The following is an 18,253-nucleotide window of genomic DNA, read 5'->3' on the forward strand; positions in this document are numbered from 1 at the left end:
CTAGGCGCCATAACCGCGCGCAAGAACTGCAATCGCATGCACGTCGGCGCTGCATGCGACTGTATCCAGCAGATCGACGTGAAACCATCTGGCGTCGCTGACGTCATCGGCTGCGACCGGTGTGCCGCTTTCAAAGCTGCACAGCACTGCGGCCAGCAAGAAATGGTGTTGCACCGCCCCTGTGTCGTCGCGCGTGATAATATCAAGATTTGTCAGGTAGCTGACCGGTGTGGCAATCACCCCTGTTTCTTCACGCAGTTCACGTGCCGCGGCATCCAGGGCCGTTTCCCCCAAATCGACGTGGCCACCGGGATACCCCCAAAGCCCTGCATCCGGTTCCTTTTTGCGCCGCACCAGCAAAACCCGGTCGTCATCGAGGACAACCGCAATTGCCGCGACTTTTGGGGTCATAGAACGGCAGCCACAGCGCGTCCGAGCGTGACGTGCGAATCTGCTTCGAAATGCACACCGTCGATAGGGCTGGGTGCGATATGCTGACCTGCGTCAAGGAAATCCGCGCCCCAATTTTGTGCCAAGGCATCGTAAAGTCTGGGCAGGCCTGCTGCTTTGGTCGCTGCGCCAAAGAATTGTTCCGCAATCGGCCCTTGTTCCAACACCCGTGGCGGGCAGATCAAAAGAACGTCAAAGCCGCCGTGGCGGGTTTGGTATTCAACCGAATTGGCAATGGCAAGTAGTCCAGCAACACCAGCGGTGACGCCTTCGGGTGTGAGCCCAAAATGCGCCTTAAGGTCATTTGTGCCCAACATAATGGCCAAGACATCAATTGGACCGTGGCTTTCAAGCGCGATGCGCAAACCGCATTGCCCGTTCATATGCGCGCCCATCACAGGATCATCATGCGCGGCCGTGCGGCCCGGCAGTCCTTCCTCGATCAAGGTCCAGTCCGGCCCCAGCGTCGCGACGGTGACAGTGGGCCAGCGCACGGCGGGTCCAAAGCGTTGGTAAACGCCGCGTGTCGTGATCGGGGGCGTGCCGTGTGTGTTGCTATCGCCAAACGTCATCAGTGTTTTTGTCATATCGGCAGGCTACGCCGCGTTTGCGATGCGGTAAAGCATCATTGCCTCTTGGCCTGACGCGTGTGAGCGCACATATATGTCCCAACACACATAAGGAGATGGAACATGCTGGAATTGGATGCCACGCCAAAGGCCCCCGCTGATCTGATCAAAGATACGACCGATGCCACGTTTGTTGCCGATGTCATCGAAGCCTCGCAGACGGTGCCAGTCATTGTCGATTTTTGGGCGCCGTGGTGCGGCCCGTGTAAAACGCTTGGTCCCGCCATAGAGGCGGCAGTGACCAAAGCTGGCGGCCGGGTCAAGCTGGTCAAGGTCGATGTGGACCGTAACCAAGGGTACGCTGGGCAGTTGCAGGTGCAATCGATCCCGACGGTGTATGCGTTCTATCAGGGCAGGCCGGTAGATGGCTTCCAAGGCGCATTGCCGCCGTCCGAAATAAACGCGTTTGTTGAAAAAATCGCCGCGCTTGCGGGCGACCCCGAAGCCGAAGGGCTGGCCGCTGCGATCGAAGCTGCCGAACAGATGCTGGACGAGGGCGCTGCCGCAGATGCGGCAGAAACATTTGCCGCAATTCTGCAAGAAGAACCCGCCAACGCTCTGGCTTACGCGGGATTGGTGCGGTCCTATCTGGCGTTGGATGAAGTGGAACAGGCCGAAGCGATTTTGAACGGGGCCCCTGCTGAAATCGCTGACCACGCCGCGATCGAGGCGGTGCGGGCGCAGATCACTTTGGCGCGCGAGGCGGCAAATGCAGGGCCGCTGGCGGAATTGCAGGATGCTGTTGATGCGGACCCCGCGAACCATCAGGCGCGGTTTGATCTGTCCATCGCTTTGCATGCTGCCGGGCAGGTCGAAGACTCCGTGAACCAACTGCTAGAACTGTTCCGCCGGGACCGCGAGTGGAATGATGGGGCGGCGAAGGCGCAATTGTTCAAAATATTTGACGCGCGCGATGCCAAAGATCCCATTGTGCTGAACGGGCGCAGAAAATTATCGTCATTGATATTTGTTTGATCCGGTTCACGGGCTAGGTTGTCGACTATGATACCATTCAATGACCTTCCTGATGTGATCCCGGTATTCCCGCTGCCTGGCGCGTTATTGTTGCCGCGTGCAAAACTGCCGCTGCATTTGTTTGAACCGCGTTACCTTGCGATGCTGGACGACGTGCTGAAAACGTCGTCCCGTCTTATTGGGATGATCCAGCCCTACGCACGCCCCGACGACAAAGATCGCCTGCACGCCATCGGCTGCGCCGGGCGGCTTACGGCGTTTTCTGAAACCGAAGACGGGCGCTATATGGTGACGTTATCGGGTGTGTCGCGTTTTCGTATTGTGCAAGAAATCGAAGGATTTACCCCGTATCGCCGCTGCAAAGTCGATTGGGCCGGGTTTGATCGCGACCTGGGCGCCGTCGAAAAAGATCCGGGGTTTGATCGCGTCCCGTTCATGAAGATGTTGGGGCGGTTTTTTGAAGACAAAGGCCTGTCGACGGATTGGGACAGTTTGGGTGACGCAGAGGACGAATTGTTAATCAATTCATTGTCGATGCTGTGCCCGTTTGACCCGGAAGACAAGCAAGCCTTGCTTGAGGCGCCGTCGCTGACAACCCGGCGAGAGACATTAACAACATTAATCCAATTCGCCTTGCGCGGTGGATCAGGCGACGAGATTTTACAATGAATGAACCGGAATTCGACCCAAAGATGCTAGAGGCTTTGGTCTGCCCGTTGACCCAATCCACACTCGCATACGATGCGGAAAAACAAGAGCTGGTGTCAAAAAACGCGCAGCTTGCCTTTCCGATCCGCAACGGGATTCCTGTGATGCTGGTCGATGAGGCGCGCAAACTGGACTGAGGTTCGGGCGCGTTACCCCTGCATCAATTTCGGCAAATCCCCTGACAGTCCTGCCGCCTCGCGGATGAAACCGCGTCGCAGGCCAGGAATCGCGTTCACCGCCCCCATGCCAAGGTCGCGTAATCCGCGCAGCAGTGGGTTATCGTTTGAAAACAGGCGGTTGAACGTGTCGGTCGCCAGCGCAAGCGTCGCAGTATCGAACCGCCGCCATTGCTGATAGCGCTGCAAAACCAAGGGGCTACCGATGTCTTCGCCGCGGGCGCGGGCGTCAGACAGAACTTCGGCCAAGGCGGCGACATCGCGCAGTCCGGCGTTTAATCCTTGGCCTGCAATCGGGTGCATCCCGTGCGCCGCGTCGCCGACCAGCGCCATGCGATCACTGATCAGGCTATTGGCGAGCGTCAGGCCCAAAGGATAGGTAAATCGCGCACCCGTCAGACTGATCTGTCCGAGGAAACTGCCAAAGGCAGGGCGCAGTGCAGCAAGGAAATCAGCGTCATTCATCGCGGCCAATGCGGTCGCGCGGGCGTCGGTTTCGCTCCACACGATGGAACTGCGGTTTTCGGTCAGCGGCAGGATCGCCAGCGGTCCTGCAGGCATGAAAAACTGATGCGCGATGCCACCGTGCGGTTTGTCATGGGCAACGGCGCAGACCACGGCGGTTTGGCCATACCCCCAACCAGTGCGTTTGATTCCGGCCCGCGCGGCGGTGCCGCTGCGGCGTCCGTCAGAACCGACCAAAACCTGACCGGAAACCACCTTGCCAGAGCCTAGCGTGACGGTGACACCAGACGCGCGCATGTCTTGGGCAACAACGGTTTCTTGGGACAGTTGCGTGATCTTTGGATTAGCGGCCATCGCATCCAGAAAGGCGCGGCGCAGGTGGCGGTCTTCGACCATGAAACCCATAGGGCCTTCTTCGATCTCGGCGTGGTCAAAATGCAGCATCCACGGGCTGGCCCCTTTGCCGGCGTGGCCATCGGTGACCTTGATCTCAAGCATGGGCTGTGCGTCGTCGCGTACGGCATCCCAGATGCCAATACCCTGCAAAAGGCGTTTCGATGACACCGCCAGCGCATAACTGCGCCCATCAAAGTCAGGGCGTTTACGCCGATCAATGGCCAAGCTGTCAATAATTGTGACAGCAAAGCCCGCCTGTGCAGCGGCCAATGCCAACGCAGGCCCGTTCAGCCCGCCCCCTACGATGATGATATCCGTATCCATAGGGCGTAATATGACCCTGCGTGCGGGATTGTCCATGCGATCCTTGGCCGCTGGGCGCACATCGTACGGTGGTTTTTTCAGTTTATCCCGAATCGAGAGTTAACGCGTTATTTTGTTAGGAAATGATCTGTGGGCGATGCATCGGGCCTTTTTGGCGCGTGGGGCGTTGTAAGGGGCGCGCGCGCTGGAGCTGAAAGGGGTTTTGGGTCGTTCGATAGGATGGATGCATCGGTCGTCATGAACGCAAGCATCAAAGAATTTCCGCTTAGCGCCCAAATTGACAGGCTGATATTCAGAACGCTAAAACCTTTGTAGGCGATTTTGATGACCATCCGTCGCACGATTGCATTTGGGTGCAAAACTGGCAGAATAAATGGCGCGATAAAGGGAATTTCGAAAGCGCGCCTCTGTGCTAGAGAATGCGCCGGAGATTTATAAAGAAAAGCGCAGACATCATATTTCGTGAGATAGTTACTTCGTCCCATGATGCAAACACCGTGTTAGCCTGACAGCCGCAATGTGGTCATCGGCCCGCTTTCCTCGATTGTTCTCCGTTTTTCTCCCCGCTAGGGTCGGCCCAAGACAGGAGATTTCACATGCAAGACTGGCGATGGATGACGGCGGCGGATTTGGGGCGTGCGATTGCGGCGGGGCAGATTGACCCGATTGCTCTGACGGATGTGTATCTTGATGCCATTGACGCGCATCAGTTTCGGGATCGGATTTATGCGCGGGTGACGCAGACCCGTGCGCGCGCAGAGGCCAAGGCCGCGTCTGACCGCGCCAAGGCGGGGATGCGCCGTGGACCGTTGGATGGTGTGCCTGTGTCTTGGAAAGATCTGTTTGATACGGCTGGTATTGCGACAGAGGCCGGGACTGCGTTGATGGCTGGCCGTGTGCCGGACGCCGATGCGCTGGTGTTGCAAAATGCCACGGTGGCGGGACTGGTGTGTTTGGGTAAAACCCATATGTCCGAGATCGCATTTTCGGGGCTGGGGCTGAACCCGATCACGGCAACACCGCCTTGTGTAAACGACCATGCAGCGGTTGCTGGTGGGTCGTCGTCTGGCGCTGCGACGTCGGTTGCGTTTGGGCTAGCTGCGGCAGCAATAGGGTCTGATACAGGGGGATCAGTGCGGATTCCGTCGGCATGGAATGATCTGGTGGGGTTGAAAACCACCCATGGCCGATTGTCGCTGGACGGTGTTGTGCCGCTATGTTTGACCTTTGATACGGTGGGGCCGCTTTGCCGGTCGGTCGAAGACGCGGCACTGTTGTTTGCCGCGCTCAAAGGCGCAAAGCCGGTGGATTTGGCGGCAGCGGATCTGACCGGTGTTCGCTTGATGCTGTTGGATACGATTGCGCCCGATGATGTGCGCGGCGCCCCGCGCGCCGCGTTTCAAAGCGCGGTGGAGCGATTGCAGAACGCCGGTGCGACAGTCGAGCGCCGTGCATTCGCGCCGTTACTGGACGCGTTCAATGTGGCAGGCGCGCTATATGGCGCGGATAGCTATGGTTGGTGGCGTGATCGGGTCGAGGCGCACCCTGAAAAAATGTTCCCGCAGATATTGGAACGGGTGCGTGGCGGCCGTGACGTATCTGGCCCTGATTACGTGGCCGGTTGGAACCTGTTGCGTGACATTCGCAAGGCGTATGCGGCGGCGGTTGCCGGATTTGACGCGGTGATTATGCCGACGGCGGCGATGCTGCCCCCCGATGCGGCCCGGCTGCTATCGGATGCAGATTATTACAAAGTCGAGAATCTGCTGGCGTTGCGCAATACCCGCATTGCGAACCTGCTGGAACTGGCGTCGATCACGTTGCCAACGGGCGTGCCGTCGTGTGGGATTATGTTCAATGGGCGTCATGGGGGCGAAGCGGCGTTGCTGCGGCTGTGTGCTGCGGCCGAGCGGGCGCTGGCGTAAAAGCCACAAAATCATACCGATTCGCGGCTTGTTCTGGACAGGACGGGTCGCATCACGCTACTTTGGTAAAAAACGGGGCGAAATGATCCCGTGAATTGAGGCAGTTATGGTGTTCCCCGCGCGGTTTTCGAACCTCCCGGTTGCGACGTGGCCCCGTTTGCGTGCGTTACTTGACGTGCCAACAAAGGCGACGGATGTGATCAATATGACGATTGGCGAACCGCGCCACGCGTTTCCTGCGTTTGTGGGCGATATTCTGGCCGCCAATTTACAGGGCTTTGCCAAGTACCCCAACAACAACGGCACCGATGAATTGCTGGATGCGATTGCTGGGTTTTTGCAGCGGCGCTATGGGCTTGCCCTTGGGCATAATCAAATCCTGACGCTGAATGGCACCCGCGAGGGGCTGTATAATGCGGCGATGGCGCTGTGCCCCGAGGCGAAAAACGGACAACCGGTGATTTTGACACCGAACCCGTTCTATCAGGTTTACGCGGTCGCGGCGCTGTCAGTCGGTGCAGAACCAGTCTATGTGCCCGCGACCGAAGCCACCGGGCATTTGCCTGATTTTCATGCTTTGTCCGATGACGTGCTGAACCGGACCGCGATTGCCTATATCTGTTCACCAGCGAACCCGCAGGGTGCTGTGGCCGATGAAGCCTATTGGCGCGCGCTGATTACTTTGGCGCAAAAGCATGATTTCATCATTTTTGCCGATGAATGCTACTCCGAGATTTACCGCGATGTGCCGCCTGTTGGCGCGCTGCAGGTGGCGACCGACATGGGTGCAGATCCCGATCGGGTGGTGATTTTCCATTCGCTGTCAAAGCGGTCGAACCTACCGGGGTTGCGGTCTGGGTTCTGTGCGGGGGGTGCCAAATCCATTGCGCGGATCGCGCAGTTGCGTGCCTTTGCGGGCGCACCGCTGCCTGAACCGTTGCAGGCGGTCGCAGCGCAGGTTTGGCGCGATGAAGCACATGTCGAAGAGAACCGCGCGCTTTATCACCGCAAATACGAGATTGCGGATGATATTTTGGGCCATGTGCCGGGATATCAGTCGCCGCAGGCCGGGTTTTTCCTGTGGCTGCCTGTGGATGACGGCGAGGCCGCAGCGGTAAAGTTGTGGCAAGACACTGGGGTACGGGTTCTTCCGGGCGCTTATCTAAGCCGGGACGTGGCGGGCGAAAACCCCGGCAAAGGTTATATTCGGGTCGCCATGGTGGCCCCAACACAAGAAATGCAGCGCGGTCTGACTTTGATCCGCGACTGTTTGTATGGTTGAGGACGGTAAAATGGCATCATATCAGACACGGCAACGCGACCCCTTGTTGGATAGCGCAACGCAGGCAGTGATCGAAAAACGCAGCAGGGAACTGCTGGGGTTGGGTCTGGCGGTCGCAGGTTTGATTATCGCGATGATCGTCGGCAGCTATTCCCCCGATGACCCCAGCTGGATTTCGGCAACCGATGCGCCCGTGAAAAACTGGCTTGGGCATTTTGGCGCGTCGATCGCCGCACCGTTAATGATGGTCTTGGGCATGGGTGTTTGGATCGTACCGGTCGTTTTGCTGGGTTGGGGCGCGCGGTTTGTCCTGCATCACGGCCATGAACGGGCGCTTGGGCGGATTGTTTTCGCACCAGTGGCCGTGGTTGTTGCGGCTGTTTACGCCGCGACGTTGACCCCCGGCACCGATTGGCCCGCAAATTTTGGCTTGGGCGGATTGTTCGGCGACACTGTGCTGGGGGTGATTTTGACGATTGTGCCGTTTGGTGCGGTTTTCGGCGTCAAGCTGCTGTCGTTTTTGACCGGCCTTGGGTTGGTGGCGCTGATGGCGTTTGCGCTGGGCTTTACCAGGCCCGAGCTGCGTGTCGCGGGACGGTTCCTGTTTTTGGGCACGGTGATGCTGTATGCGATGATCCTGAAACTGGTTGGCAAGGGGGCAACCCTGTCGGCGACAGCGGCCCATGGGATGACGGCAGCGGCGCAAAATTACCGTAGTGCTGCCATTGTGCGCCGCACTGCTGCCGAAGATGATGCTATTTTTGAAGACGATGCGCCGCAAACGGCCCCTGCGATGCCGGACTTCAAAGCCCGCGCTGCGGCGGTCGTGCGGGCGCGCAATGCGTCCCATAGCCAGGAACCGGTCGTCACAGGTGCGCCAAAGATGCCGCCTGCACCGCCGGTTGGTGCGCCGATGCGTGCGGCCCCGGTCGCGCCAGTCAAACCTGTTGCCGAACCTGCAAGCGGCGGTTTTCTGTCGAATCTTCTTAAGCGTAATGACCCGATGCCCGAACCGGAATTGGTCACGCACCCCGAGATTGCACCAATCGCCCCGCTTGCAGGCGATTCCGACCGTGTAAGTGCCCGGATTGCCAGCGCCATAAAAGCCCGCGAAGTGCCACCTTCTCCGACGGGCGTGCGCATAGAGCCATCATTGACCGCTGGGCGTGGCCCCAAGCCGTTGGTGTTCAGCGCCCGGCAAGAACCTGTGCTGACCCAGCCTGCGGTGCACGTTCCGCCTGCGCCTACGGTGATGCCGCCGGCAGACATGGCCGAAGCGCCAGAACCCGATTTTGACGATATTGACATCGATGATGATATGATCGTTGCCGAGGATACACCGCGCATGGCAACGCCGCACATGCCGATCCCGCAGCGCCATGTGCCGGTTGCGCCGGTTGTGCCAACCCCAGAGCCGCGCGCCGTTGTGCAGCATCCGCCCAAGCGGACACCACAACCGTCACGTCAGGCGATCGCCGAGGCCCAGCCTGTGCTGGCCTTTGACGACAAATATGCCGACTATGAACACCCTCCGCTAAACCTGCTGATGAACCCAATTGATATTCAACGCCATCATCTGAGCGATGAAGCGTTAGAGGAAAACGCGCGCATGTTGGAAAGCGTGCTGGACGATTATGGCGTTAAGGGGGACATCACATCGGTGCGCCCCGGTCCTGTTGTCACGATGTACGAACTGGAACCGGCGCCGGGCCTCAAGGCATCCCGTGTGATCGGCCTGTCGGATGATATCGCCCGGTCGATGTCGGCGCTGTCTGCCCGTGTGTCCACGGTGCCGGGGCGGACCGTGATCGGGATCGAACTTCCTAACGAGAACCGCGAAAAAGTTGTGCTGCGTGAAATTCTGTCGCACCGTGATTTTGGCGATGGCACCCACAAGCTGCCGTTGGCGCTTGGTAAGGATATCGGCGGCGAGCCGGTGATTGCGAACCTTGCCAAGATGCCGCACCTTTTGATTGCGGGGACCACGGGTTCTGGGAAATCGGTAGCGATTAACACGATGATTCTGTCGCTGCTGTACAAGCTGACGCCCGAAGAATGCCGGATGATCATGATCGACCCCAAGATGCTGGAACTGTCGGTTTACGACGGCATTCCGCACCTGTTGTCGCCCGTTGTCACCGACCCGAAAAAGGCGGTTGTTGCCCTGAAATGGGTCGTAGGCGAGATGGAAGAACGCTATCGCAAGATGTCGAAAATGGGTGTGCGCAACATTGACGGCTTTAACGGGCGCGTCAAAGAGGCGTTGTCCAAAAACGAAATGTTCAGCCGCACCGTGCAAACCGGGTTTGACGACGAAACCGGCGATCCGGTATTTGAGACCGAAGAATTCGCACCCGAAGTGCTGCCCTATATCGTTGTCATCGTCGACGAGATGGCCGACCTGATGATGGTTGCGGGCAAAGAAATCGAAGCCTGCATTCAGCGCCTTGCGCAGATGGCGCGTGCGTCGGGGATTCACCTGATCATGGCGACACAGCGTCCGTCGGTGGATGTGATCACCGGGACGATCAAGGCCAACTTCCCGACCCGTATTTCATTCCAGGTGACGTCGAAAATCGATAGTCGCACGATCTTGGGCGAAATGGGCGCAGAGCAACTGCTGGGCATGGGTGACATGCTTTACATGGCGGGCGGATCCAAGATCACCCGTATTCACGGCCCGTTTGTCAGTGACGAAGAGGTCGAGGAAATCGTGAACCACCTCAAGGGCTTTGGCCCGCCTGAATATATGTCGGGTGTGGTCGAAGGCCCGTCTGACGATGCAGAAAGCAGCATTGATCAGGTGCTGGGCCTGAGCGATGGATCGTCGGACGTCGAAAATGCATTGTACGACACTGCTGTGGCAATTGTGATCAAGGATCGCAAATGCTCGACATCCTACATCCAGCGTAAACTGGCGATCGGCTATAACAAAGCCGCGCGTCTGGTGGAGCAGATGGAGGACGAGGGCGTGGTCAGTTCGGCGAACCATGTCGGCAAACGTGAAATACTCGTGCCAGAGCGTCACTAAGCCAGAACAGGTTTCTGGTTTTTTGCGTGCCTTGCGACCAGTTTGCGTTGCTGGGCAACGGGGGGGATGAGGACGGCGGGCGCGGGCGCATATGTGCCGCCTGCCAGTTCTGGAAAGAGCGTGAATAGCTCTGCGCGTGCTTCGGGTGGGATAGATTTCAGCGCCTCTGCGCCTGCGTACAGGCTTTCTGCAGGCGCATTTTCGGCGAATATAATTTCGTGACGATCAAAGAGGATGTGAAAATACTCTATGCCGTCCACGGTCACGTCCACTGAAATTTCGGGCAGAACCGTCAGTTTAATGGCCGATATCAATACCTCGGGGCAACCGAACATGCGCTGTGCGATCTTGGACGACACCAGCATGCGGTGTTGTCGCGACACCACCAGATCACGGTCAGGTAGGCCGCGTCCCAAGGCGCCATTTTTGATGCGAACGGGATAGAACTGCGGGTTTGCAACGAGTTGGCTCCGCGATATTTTCCGGCAGCCGATCCATCGAACAGTGTTAAGGCCGTGCGCGCGCGTCACAACTTTGTCGCCGACACGCAAATCTTCGATGCTTCGTTGCCCATCTTGGGTCAGGATACGCGTCCCGCGCGTAAAGCATATCGGGGGCGGTGCAACCGCGGTGACGTCGGCATCAAACGTGTTGCTCAGGCCGCTTGTAATCGCAGTGACATTCTGACCAACAGTAAATGGGGTGCCATTTGTTGCATAAAGGGTTCCGCTGCTTCCAGCGCCCTTTTGGAAAAGGTAGAATCCGGAACCTGTGTCGTTGCCGCCACCGGCACCGATGAACGCATCCCATTCGTCGTTCGAAATCAGCCCATCGTTGTTAACGTCATCGATATTCAGAACGACGCTTGTCGCGTTGACCGAATTAACGGTTACTGTCCCGCCGCCGCTAACGACTGCAACGGTTCCCGGTGGGAATGTGAGGGTGATTATCGCCATCTTCCGACCTCGACTCATGGTGGGGCAGGAGAATGTCGTTGCTATTCCTCAGCGCTAAACTCCAGCAATCTTTGAACTTAAGTTGGTTTAACTCAACCTCAAAGGCAATAGGGAAGTTTGGCATCGCGCTCAGGCAATGCGCCCGGTGTGCAAACAGCGTAGACTTTTGCGCCGCGGTGGATCGGGGCTATGGCGCTATTCACTTTGCGGCGTCAATGCGACCAGCAGAACCCGCGCTTCGTAGTTGCGCAGCACGCGTCGCGCCGCCTGTGCCGCATTGCGCAGATCAAGGAATGCCTCGGGAAACAGGTTGAAGAGTTCGGCTTGCTGAACGTCGGTTCCTTCGGTCATGGCTTCCCACGATGGAAACAGGCTTTCACTGAACACGTTATCTGTTGCGACGATTTCGTGCGCTTCGAATAGGATGTGGACATAGTCGACGACGCCGCCGCTGCGTATGCGAATGGTTGAATCATTCGCCAAATGTTTTGCTGCGATCAAAATTTCGTCTTCGCCAAAGAGAAGTTCGGCCATGTACCCCGTCACGAGAACGCGGTGATTTGGTGACAGCTCTAACGGGTGGGTATTGCCGATGGCGCCGGGAGCAAAGCGGACCGGGGCAAAGTTGCCAAGCGCGGGAACGCGCCTGCGCCCGATCCATTTAACAGGTTGATAGCCGTGATCCGCCGTCCAAACCAGATCACCGACAGCGAGCGTTTCAATCGGACGATCGCCATCAGCTGTTGCAATCATGGTGCCCGCGACAAAACAGATAGGGCCGCCGTTAATGATCTCGACGTAGTCGCCGATGTAAAAATCCGAGTTGCCGACTTCGACGGTGCCGCCGTCAATGGACGTATTGTAGTTGAGGTCAAAATCACGCTGACGATCAAGCAGGATCGTTTCGCCGCCATTTGTTGCAATCCCTGTGCCCGGCGCAATGGTGAGCGTGTTGCTGAGCGTGGGACCGCCGTCCGACGGAATCAGCACGTTGGCGTTAAACCGGACGTAGCTGTCGCCAAGACCGGAAATATCGGATTGGACGTTGGCAGTTTGGCCGGGGTTTTGCGGGGCGTAGTTGTATTTTATCAGCGACGTATCCGGAGTGCCGGACGCCACGCTGGCCAGATAGGCCTGATAATCGGCGTAGGTGTCAAAAATGGTCAGGTCAGAAATAGAGCTGCCGTTCCCGATTTCGCCTTGGGCGGTCGGGTTGGTCACCTCGAACACGACAATATCGTCGGGTTCAAAAATCGCGGTCCCACCCTGAAACGTCACGGTACCGGCGTTGTTGTAGCCGCCGCTTGAGTTGGTGCCGATGTTGCCACCCTGGATGACATCCGCACCCAGCACAGCGAACGAAGCTGTTGCCATCGTTTCCACTCCTACCAAACTAAACCAAACGCTACTCGACACATATCAATGCACATAATACCCTTATCAGTACATTGTAAGCGTTCAAAGTCTGCTTTTGGTGCAACAAACGTATCATTCCGGATGGATTTTAGCACACGCAACGCGTGGGTGGTAATAATTAGGCATGCCTGCAGCACGATTGTGGTCCGAAAAATATAAATTTTGGTTCTGAAGCGATGCCTAGATACCAGTGCCTAAATAAAAACCCCCACCCGATTTCTCGGGCGGGGGCTTTTGAATCTTCACGTCGGGAATGGTTTAGACCATACCTTCGCGCTGGAGCTTCTTGCGCGCCAGCTTGCGCTGACGACGAATAGCTTCTGCTTTCTCACGCGCTTTACGCACGGAAGGCTTTTCGAAATGCTGCTTAAGCTTCATTTCACGAAAGACGCCTTCACGCTGAAGTTTTTTCTTCAGAGCACGCAACGCCTGATCGACGTTGTTATCACGAACACTAACCTGCATGTGGTTTTCACCACCTCTCTAAGTTGGATTTGCAAAAATTGCAGGAACTGGGCATGTAGCAAAGGCGTGCTAGTTTGTCCAGTACCCGCACTCACAGGAGCCACCCAATGTCCAATCCACCCATTGACCCGGTAAAAATTCAACTGCTTGACGCCATTCTGCCGCATGTGGCGTTTGATGGGTGGTCGCCTGCGGCATTTGCGGCCGCCGTTTCCGAAGTCGGTCTAAACCCTGAACATGCGCGCACCCTGTGTCCGCGCGGCGCGGTGGATCTGGCCATTGCATTTCATCAGCGCGGCGATGCGGTGATGATTGCACGGCTGGCGGCGGCCGATCTGTCCGACATGCGGTTCCGCGATAAAGTGGCCGAGGCGGTACGCCTGCGTATTCGCGCGATTGATGACAAAGAGGCGGTGCGCCGCGGAACGGCGCTGTTCGCGCTGCCACATATGGCCGCCGATGGTGCGAAACTGATCTGGGGTACGGCGGATGCGATTTGGGATGCATTGGGCGATACATCGCAGGATGCTAACTGGTACACGAAACGGTTGACGTTGTCGGGCGTTTACAGTGCTGTTGTTCTCTATTGGTTGGGCGATGACAGTCTGGACGCCCAAGCGACGGATGCGTTCATTGACCGCCGTATCGACAACGTGATGCAGTTCGAAAAGGTCAAGGCCAAGGTGCGGGCGAACCCGCTGTTCAAACCATTGACCGGGCCGCTGGGCCGGATGATGGGCCTTGTGAAAGCCCCCACCAAGGTACCCGACGTCGATTTGCCCGGCGTATGGCGGGACCCACAATGATGCGTGCAGTTGAGATTTCCAAACCCGGTGGCCCCGAGGTTCTGACGCTGACAGAGCGCAAGATGCCAGCGCCTGCCCATGATCAGGTTGTGATCAAAGTGGCCTACGCTGGCGTGAACCGCCCCGACGCATTGCAGCGCGCCGGGCTCTATAATCCGCCGCAAGGGGCCAGTGATTTGCCGGGGCTTGAAGCATCCGGCGTAGTGGTGGCAGTTGGGGGTGGCGTCACAACGGTGGCAGTGGGTGATCCCGTTTGTGCGTTATTGCCCGGCGGTGGCTACGCGGAATATGTTGCGACCGCAGCGGCGCATTGTTTGCCGGTTCCTGCCGGGCTGAGCATGGCGCAGGCCGCGTGTTTGCCCGAAACATTCTATACCGTGTGGTCAAATGTGTTCTTGCGTGGCGGCCTGCAAGCAGGAGAGCGGTTTTTGGTGCATGGCGGATCGTCAGGTATCGGAACGACGGCTATACAATTGGCCAAGGCATTTGGCGCGCGGGTGTTTACCACGGCTGGCAGTGACGACAAATGTGACGCGTGCATCAGGTTAGGCGCCGAAGCCGCATTTAATTATCGTAACACTGATTTTGTTGAAAAAATGCAAGCTTTGGGTGGCGCTGATCTGATCCTTGATATGGTCGGCGGCCCGTATATTCAGCGCAATATCAAATCTCTGGCTGATGATGGCAGGCTGGTGCAGATTGCATTTCTGCAAGGGCCAAAGGTCGATCTGAACTTGATGCAGGTGATGACGCGGCGGTTGACGATCACCGGATCAACATTGCGCCCGCAGTCAGATCTGGCCAAGGCGCGGATTGCCGGCCAATTGCGCGCACAGGTTTGGCCGCTGCTTGCGGCCGGTAAAATCGCCCCGGTGATGGATCAGGAATTCGCCCTTGCCGATGCGAGCGCTGCCCATACGCGGATGGAATCAAGCACGCATATCGGCAAGATTGTCTTGAAGGTCAGTTAGGGCGTTACTGGCGCGGTGGATAGCTTTTGTAGACCGGAAGTTTCCACCCGAACGCCAAGCTGCCTGCCCGCAGCGCAAAGGTGCCGACCGCGCAAATAAGCAGCGCCAGTGCCGTTGGCACACCAAAAGCCAGCGCGATCAGGGCGGCCCCCGCACCAAACAGGGCGCAGGTCACGTAAAGTTCGCCTTGCTTGAGAACAAGCGGGACTTCGTTGCACACCACATCGCGCATCAGCCCGCCAAAACAGCCGGTGACAACGCCCATCATCAGCACGACCGCTTGCGATTGCCCCATCGCAAGCGCGACGCCAACGCCCGCAGGCACCGCAACGGCAAGCGCACAGGCATCAAGCCAGAGAATCGTGCTGTAGCGGCTTTCAAGCAGGTGCGCGGTAAAGAACGTGATCAGCGCGGCAACGGCGGCGACGCCGATGAAATCGGGGTTGTCGACCCAAAATACCACGTCGCGATTCAGGATGATGTCGCGCAGCGTACCGCCGCCGACCGCCGTAAGGCTTGCGATGAATACGAATCCAAAAATATCAAGCTGGGCCCGGCTGGCCACCAGCGCACCGGACAGGGCAAAAATAAAGACCGACGCGTAATCAAGGACGGTGAGGAGGGTCATTTTTTAAACGGTGCCATGCCCGCACGCGCAAGTTCATCGGCGCGTTCGTTTTCGGGGTGGCCTGCGTGGCCTTTGACCCATTCCCATGTCACATTGTGCCGCTGGACGGCGGCATCCAACCGGCGCCACAGGTCTTCGTTTTTGACGGGCTTGTTGCCCGCGGTTTTCCAGCCACGTTTTTTCCAACCGTGAATCCACGCCGTGATCCCGTCTTTGACATATGCACTGTCGGTGACGATGGTCAGTTTGGTAGGTTTAGCAAGTGTTTCCAACGCATTGATCGCGGCCAGAAGTTCCATTTTGTTGTTGGTGGTGTGGGCTTCGCCACCGCTTAAAGCGCGTTCTTTGACCACGGTATCGCCGTCGCGCGCAACCAGCAGCGCGCCCCAGCCGCCGGGGCCGGGATTGCCGGAACAGGCGCCGTCTGTGTAAGCATATAGATCAGGCATTGGTGTCCTTTTGTGCGCGTATCACGACGTAGGTGTCGACCGTACCAGCCGCGCCGCGCGTCGTCCCATCGGTGGTGGCAAGAATCTTGAAACCGGCGTTTTGCAGCAACCCCTGCAATTCGGGAACGGTGACATAGGTGTATTTGCGATTGATTGCGTCGCGCTTTTCGCCGGTTCCGACCGTCATCGCAATATGAAAGATACCGTTCGCGCGCAAGGCTGTCGCGATGGCGGCAATATGCCGGCCAAGGTCGCTATGCGGCGCATGTAAAAGCGCAAAGTTGGCCCAGACTCCGTCATATGCGGCAACCGCGTCCAGATCATCAAAGGTCATATAGCGCGCGCCGATATCATGCGCCTGATTGGCTAGGTCGATCAGCCCGTGCGATGCATCCACAGGATCAGGCCGAAACCCGGCGGCGCGCATGTGGACCGATGCCGCCGCAGCTCCGCAGCCAAGGTCAAGCACCGCAGCGCCTGCCGGCAACAGCGCCATGAACGCCCGCAGTGACCCGCTGGGTTCACCGATTTTTGTCAGGGTGTCATAAGTTTGCGCGGCATCATCATACCAAGCAATGGTGGCTTTATCGACCATGCGCCACCTTACGGTTGTTCAAACGCGAGCCGCAGGCCAAGCCCGGCGAACACAGCGGCAAATGTGCGGTTAAGCCAACGCATGACGGTCGCGTTCCCGATTAAACGATCCCGTGCCCGCGCGGCAAAGATGCCGTAAAGTACGAAGATCATAAATGTCAGCGCCATGAAAATCCCGCCAAGGATCAGCATTTCGCTGGTTGCACTGGCCGGATTTCCCGAAAGGAAGGGCGGCAGAAGCGCCAGAAAGAAGATCGACAGCTTTGGGTTCAGAATGTTGATCAACGCCCCGCGACGCGCAATTTTAAACGCAGGCTGCGGGTCGGCGTCGGCACGCACGGCCAGCGCCCCGTCTGATTTCAGGGCCTGCCACGCGAGATAAAGCAGATAGACGACGCCCGCGAATTTCACAATTTGGAACAAAATCGCGCTGGTATGCAGCAGTGCGGCAAGGCCAAGTGTTGCCGCAATCAGATGTGGGACGATACCGATGGTACAGCCAAACGCGGCGACAACTGCGGCGCGCCGACCCTGCCCCAAACCCAACGCGAGCGTGTAAATAACTCCGGTGCCGGGCGCGAGGCAGACCACGATCGCGGTCATAAGAAATTGCACGCTGATCACGCGACCTGTTCCCGCAGGATGCGCGGCACTTTGAATTCGACGTTTTCTTTGGCGGTTTCCACCATTTCGACGGTGACATCATAGCGGGCGCGAAAGGCGTCGATGACTTCGTTGATCAGGACTTCTGGGGCTGATGCCCCGGCGGTGATGCCCATTGATGTGATTCCATCAAGCGACCGCCAGTCGATATCTGTGGCCCGCTGGACAAGTTGTGAATAGGCGCATCCTGCGCGCGCGCCGACCTCGACCAACCGGCGTGAATTGGATGAATTGGGCGCACCGACGACAAGCATCGCATCGCAGTGGGGTGCCATTGCTTTGACCGCTTCTTGGCGGTTGGTCGTGGCGTAGCAGATGTCTTCTTTGTGGGGGCCAACGATAGCCGGAAAGCGTGCGTTCAGCGCCGCAACGATATCAATCGTGTCATCCACCGACAGGGTGGTTTGGGTCACAAAGGCCAGTTGTGATGGGTCACGGACCTGCACGGTGGCGACGTCAGCGACGGTTTCAACCAACAGCACCTCGCCGTCGGGTAATTGGCCCATGGTGCCAACGGTTTCGGGGTGGCCCGCGTGGCCGATCATAATCATTTGCAGGCCGTTTTCGGCGTGGCGCTGGGCTTCGATGTGGACCTTACTGACGAGCGGGCAGGTCGCGTCAACATAGATCATTTCACGTTTGGCGGCAGCCGCAGGCACCGCTTTGGGAACGCCATGCGCTGAAAAGATGACGGGACGGTCATCGGGGCATTCGTCAAGTTCTTCGACGAAAATGGCGCCTTGGTCGCGCAGGCTGTCGACGACGAATTTGTTGTGCACGATTTCGTGCCGGACATAGACGGGCGCACCCCATTTCTGGATCGCCATTTCAACGATCTTGATCGCCCGATCAACGCCCGCGCAGAATCCGCGCGGCGCGGCAAGGTAAAGGGTCAGGGGGGGCTTGGTCATGGTCATTCTCCGGCGTTTGCAAGAGACGTAAGC

The 18,253-nt window shown here is 57.9% G+C and carries 19 protein-coding genes; 8 read left to right on the forward strand and 11 right to left on the reverse strand.

Annotated features, from left to right (window positions below; genetic code table 11):
- Together ACXJGX_RS08735 and ACXJGX_RS08740 are read right to left on the reverse strand one after the other, a co-directional pair.
- Entirely contained in the window at positions 1–411 is a 411-nt protein-coding gene (locus ACXJGX_RS08735) for an NUDIX hydrolase (protein ID WP_474780630.1), read from the reverse strand.
- A complete protein-coding gene (locus ACXJGX_RS08740) occupies positions 408–1,037 on the reverse strand; it encodes an SGNH/GDSL hydrolase family protein (RefSeq protein WP_474780632.1) in 630 nt (209 codons plus the stop codon). The genes ACXJGX_RS08735 and ACXJGX_RS08740 overlap by 4 nt, the downstream gene beginning before the upstream one ends.
- A 105-nt stretch (positions 1,038–1,142) precedes the next feature.
- On the opposite strand from ACXJGX_RS08740, the gene ACXJGX_RS08745 reads away from it, so the two are divergent.
- From ACXJGX_RS08745 to ACXJGX_RS08755, 3 genes are read left to right on the forward strand one after another with little or no spacing between them, the layout of a single operon-like run.
- The gene (locus tag ACXJGX_RS08745; RefSeq protein WP_474780634.1) at positions 1,143–2,054 is read left to right on the forward strand and encodes a tetratricopeptide repeat protein; all 912 of its coding nucleotides are present in this window, start codon (positions 1,143–1,145) and stop codon (positions 2,052–2,054) included.
- 27 nt (positions 2,055–2,081) lie between these two features.
- Complete coding sequence (locus ACXJGX_RS08750) at positions 2,082–2,723, forward strand: LON peptidase substrate-binding domain-containing protein (RefSeq protein WP_474780636.1); 642 nt, start codon at positions 2,082–2,084, stop codon at positions 2,721–2,723.
- A complete protein-coding gene (locus tag ACXJGX_RS08755; protein ID WP_474780638.1) occupies positions 2,720–2,899 on the forward strand; it encodes a Trm112 family protein in 180 nt (59 codons plus the stop codon). Before ACXJGX_RS08750 ends, ACXJGX_RS08755 begins: the two co-directional genes overlap by 4 nt.
- 12 nt (positions 2,900–2,911) lie before the next feature.
- Here the strand turns inward: ACXJGX_RS08755 and ACXJGX_RS08760 are convergent, their stop codons facing one another.
- The gene (locus ACXJGX_RS08760) at positions 2,912–4,159 is read right to left on the reverse strand and encodes a UbiH/UbiF/VisC/COQ6 family ubiquinone biosynthesis hydroxylase (RefSeq protein WP_474780640.1); all 1,248 of its coding nucleotides are present in this window, start codon (positions 4,157–4,159) and stop codon (positions 2,912–2,914) included.
- A gap of 560 nt (positions 4,160–4,719) precedes the next feature.
- Between ACXJGX_RS08760 and ACXJGX_RS08765 the strand changes: the two genes are divergently transcribed.
- From ACXJGX_RS08765 to ACXJGX_RS08775, 3 genes are all read left to right on the forward strand, one after another.
- A complete protein-coding gene (locus ACXJGX_RS08765) occupies positions 4,720–6,048 on the forward strand; it encodes an amidase (RefSeq protein ID WP_474780642.1) in 1,329 nt (442 codons plus the stop codon).
- Positions 6,049–6,154: 106 nt separating this feature from the next.
- Positions 6,155–7,330, forward strand: a complete 1,176-nt coding sequence (locus tag ACXJGX_RS08770; protein ID WP_474780644.1) for an aminotransferase class I/II-fold pyridoxal phosphate-dependent enzyme — start codon at positions 6,155–6,157, stop codon at positions 7,328–7,330.
- A 10-nt stretch (positions 7,331–7,340) separates the two neighbouring features.
- Positions 7,341–10,361: a DNA translocase FtsK gene (locus ACXJGX_RS08775; RefSeq protein ID WP_474780646.1), complete on the forward strand. Its 3,021-nt coding sequence runs from the start codon at positions 7,341–7,343 to the stop codon at positions 10,359–10,361.
- Here ACXJGX_RS08775 and ACXJGX_RS08780 read toward each other — a convergent pair.
- From ACXJGX_RS08780 to rpsU, 3 genes are all read right to left on the reverse strand, one after another.
- Positions 10,358–11,317, reverse strand: a complete 960-nt coding sequence (locus ACXJGX_RS08780) for a Hint domain-containing protein (RefSeq protein ID WP_474780648.1) — start codon at positions 11,315–11,317, stop codon at positions 10,358–10,360. The genes ACXJGX_RS08775 and ACXJGX_RS08780 overlap by 4 nt on opposite strands.
- Before the next feature lie 195 nt (positions 11,318–11,512).
- Positions 11,513–12,691 (reverse strand): Hint domain-containing protein, encoded by a 1,179-nt coding sequence (locus ACXJGX_RS08785; protein ID WP_474780650.1) that lies wholly within the window; start codon positions 12,689–12,691, stop codon positions 11,513–11,515.
- A 300-nt stretch (positions 12,692–12,991) separates the two neighbouring features.
- Positions 12,992–13,198, reverse strand: coding sequence for a 30S ribosomal protein S21 (gene rpsU / locus ACXJGX_RS08790; protein ID WP_474780652.1), 207 nt, complete (start codon positions 13,196–13,198; stop codon positions 12,992–12,994).
- A 107-nt stretch (positions 13,199–13,305) separates the two neighbouring features.
- Between rpsU and ACXJGX_RS08795 the strand changes: the two genes are divergently transcribed.
- Positions 13,306–14,004: a COQ9 family protein gene (locus ACXJGX_RS08795; RefSeq protein ID WP_474780654.1), complete on the forward strand. Its 699-nt coding sequence runs from the start codon at positions 13,306–13,308 to the stop codon at positions 14,002–14,004.
- A complete protein-coding gene (locus tag ACXJGX_RS08800) occupies positions 14,001–14,975 on the forward strand; it encodes an NAD(P)H-quinone oxidoreductase (RefSeq protein WP_474780656.1) in 975 nt (324 codons plus the stop codon). The genes ACXJGX_RS08795 and ACXJGX_RS08800 overlap by 4 nt, the downstream gene beginning before the upstream one ends.
- Positions 14,976–14,979: 4 nt before the next feature.
- On the opposite strand, the gene ACXJGX_RS08805 is transcribed toward ACXJGX_RS08800, so the two are convergent.
- The 5 genes from ACXJGX_RS08805 to ispH are packed head-to-tail and all read right to left on the reverse strand — an operon-like array spanning position 14,980 to position 18,220.
- Positions 14,980–15,603 carry a trimeric intracellular cation channel family protein gene (locus tag ACXJGX_RS08805; RefSeq protein WP_474780658.1) on the reverse strand — a complete coding sequence of 208 codons (624 nt, stop codon included), beginning with the start codon at positions 15,601–15,603 and terminating at the stop codon, positions 14,980–14,982.
- Positions 15,600–16,052, reverse strand: a complete 453-nt coding sequence (gene rnhA / locus ACXJGX_RS08810) for a ribonuclease HI (protein WP_474780660.1) — start codon at positions 16,050–16,052, stop codon at positions 15,600–15,602. The genes ACXJGX_RS08805 and rnhA overlap by 4 nt, the downstream gene beginning before the upstream one ends.
- Positions 16,045–16,647 carry a methyltransferase domain-containing protein gene (locus ACXJGX_RS08815; RefSeq protein WP_474780662.1) on the reverse strand — a complete coding sequence of 201 codons (603 nt, stop codon included), beginning with the start codon at positions 16,645–16,647 and terminating at the stop codon, positions 16,045–16,047. Before ACXJGX_RS08815 ends, rnhA begins: the two co-directional genes overlap by 8 nt.
- 8 nt (positions 16,648–16,655) lie before the next feature.
- Positions 16,656–17,270: a LysE family translocator gene (locus tag ACXJGX_RS08820; RefSeq protein WP_474780664.1), complete on the reverse strand. Its 615-nt coding sequence runs from the start codon at positions 17,268–17,270 to the stop codon at positions 16,656–16,658.
- Positions 17,267–18,220 (reverse strand): 4-hydroxy-3-methylbut-2-enyl diphosphate reductase, encoded by a 954-nt coding sequence (ispH, locus tag ACXJGX_RS08825; protein ID WP_474780666.1) that lies wholly within the window; start codon positions 18,218–18,220, stop codon positions 17,267–17,269. Before ispH ends, ACXJGX_RS08820 begins: the two co-directional genes overlap by 4 nt.
- Between the last annotated feature and the right edge of the window lie 33 nt (positions 18,221–18,253).

This window comes from Yoonia sp. SWMV100 (assembly GCF_056108365.1).

Bases quoted from the DNA above. Each gene is read 5' to 3' on its own strand.
- ACXJGX_RS08750 (WP_474780636.1), top strand. From the start codon at position 2,082: ATGATACCATTCAATGACCTTCCTGATGTGATCCCGGTATTCCCGCTG.
- ACXJGX_RS08770 (WP_474780644.1), top strand. From the start codon at position 6,155: ATGGTGTTCCCCGCGCGGTTTTCGAACCTCCCGGTTGCGACGTGGCCC.
- ACXJGX_RS08765 (WP_474780642.1), top strand. From the start codon at position 4,720: ATGCAAGACTGGCGATGGATGACGGCGGCGGATTTGGGGCGTGCGATT.
- ACXJGX_RS08745 (WP_474780634.1), top strand. From the start codon at position 1,143: ATGCTGGAATTGGATGCCACGCCAAAGGCCCCCGCTGATCTGATCAAA.
- ACXJGX_RS08805 (WP_474780658.1), bottom strand. From the start codon at position 15,603: ATGACCCTCCTCACCGTCCTTGATTACGCGTCGGTCTTTATTTTTGCC.
- ACXJGX_RS08815 (WP_474780662.1), bottom strand. From the start codon at position 16,647: ATGGTCGATAAAGCCACCATTGCTTGGTATGATGATGCCGCGCAAACT.
- ACXJGX_RS08760 (WP_474780640.1), bottom strand. From the start codon at position 4,159: ATGGACAATCCCGCACGCAGGGTCATATTACGCCCTATGGATACGGAT.
- ACXJGX_RS08775 (WP_474780646.1), top strand. From the start codon at position 7,341: ATGGCATCATATCAGACACGGCAACGCGACCCCTTGTTGGATAGCGCA.
- ACXJGX_RS08785 (WP_474780650.1), bottom strand. From the start codon at position 12,691: ATGGCAACAGCTTCGTTCGCTGTGCTGGGTGCGGATGTCATCCAGGGT.
- ACXJGX_RS08740 (WP_474780632.1), bottom strand. From the start codon at position 1,037: ATGACAAAAACACTGATGACGTTTGGCGATAGCAACACACACGGCACG.
- ACXJGX_RS08755 (WP_474780638.1), top strand. From the start codon at position 2,720: ATGAATGAACCGGAATTCGACCCAAAGATGCTAGAGGCTTTGGTCTGC.
- rnhA (WP_474780660.1), bottom strand. From the start codon at position 16,052: ATGCCTGATCTATATGCTTACACAGACGGCGCCTGTTCCGGCAATCCC.
- ACXJGX_RS08735 (WP_474780630.1), bottom strand. From the start codon at position 411: ATGACCCCAAAAGTCGCGGCAATTGCGGTTGTCCTCGATGACGACCGG.
- ACXJGX_RS08780 (WP_474780648.1), bottom strand. From the start codon at position 11,317: ATGGCGATAATCACCCTCACATTCCCACCGGGAACCGTTGCAGTCGTT.
- ispH (WP_474780666.1), bottom strand. From the start codon at position 18,220: ATGACCAAGCCCCCCCTGACCCTTTACCTTGCCGCGCCGCGCGGATTC.
- ACXJGX_RS08800 (WP_474780656.1), top strand. From the start codon at position 14,001: ATGATGCGTGCAGTTGAGATTTCCAAACCCGGTGGCCCCGAGGTTCTG.
- ACXJGX_RS08795 (WP_474780654.1), top strand. From the start codon at position 13,306: ATGTCCAATCCACCCATTGACCCGGTAAAAATTCAACTGCTTGACGCC.
- rpsU (WP_474780652.1), bottom strand. From the start codon at position 13,198: ATGCAGGTTAGTGTTCGTGATAACAACGTCGATCAGGCGTTGCGTGCT.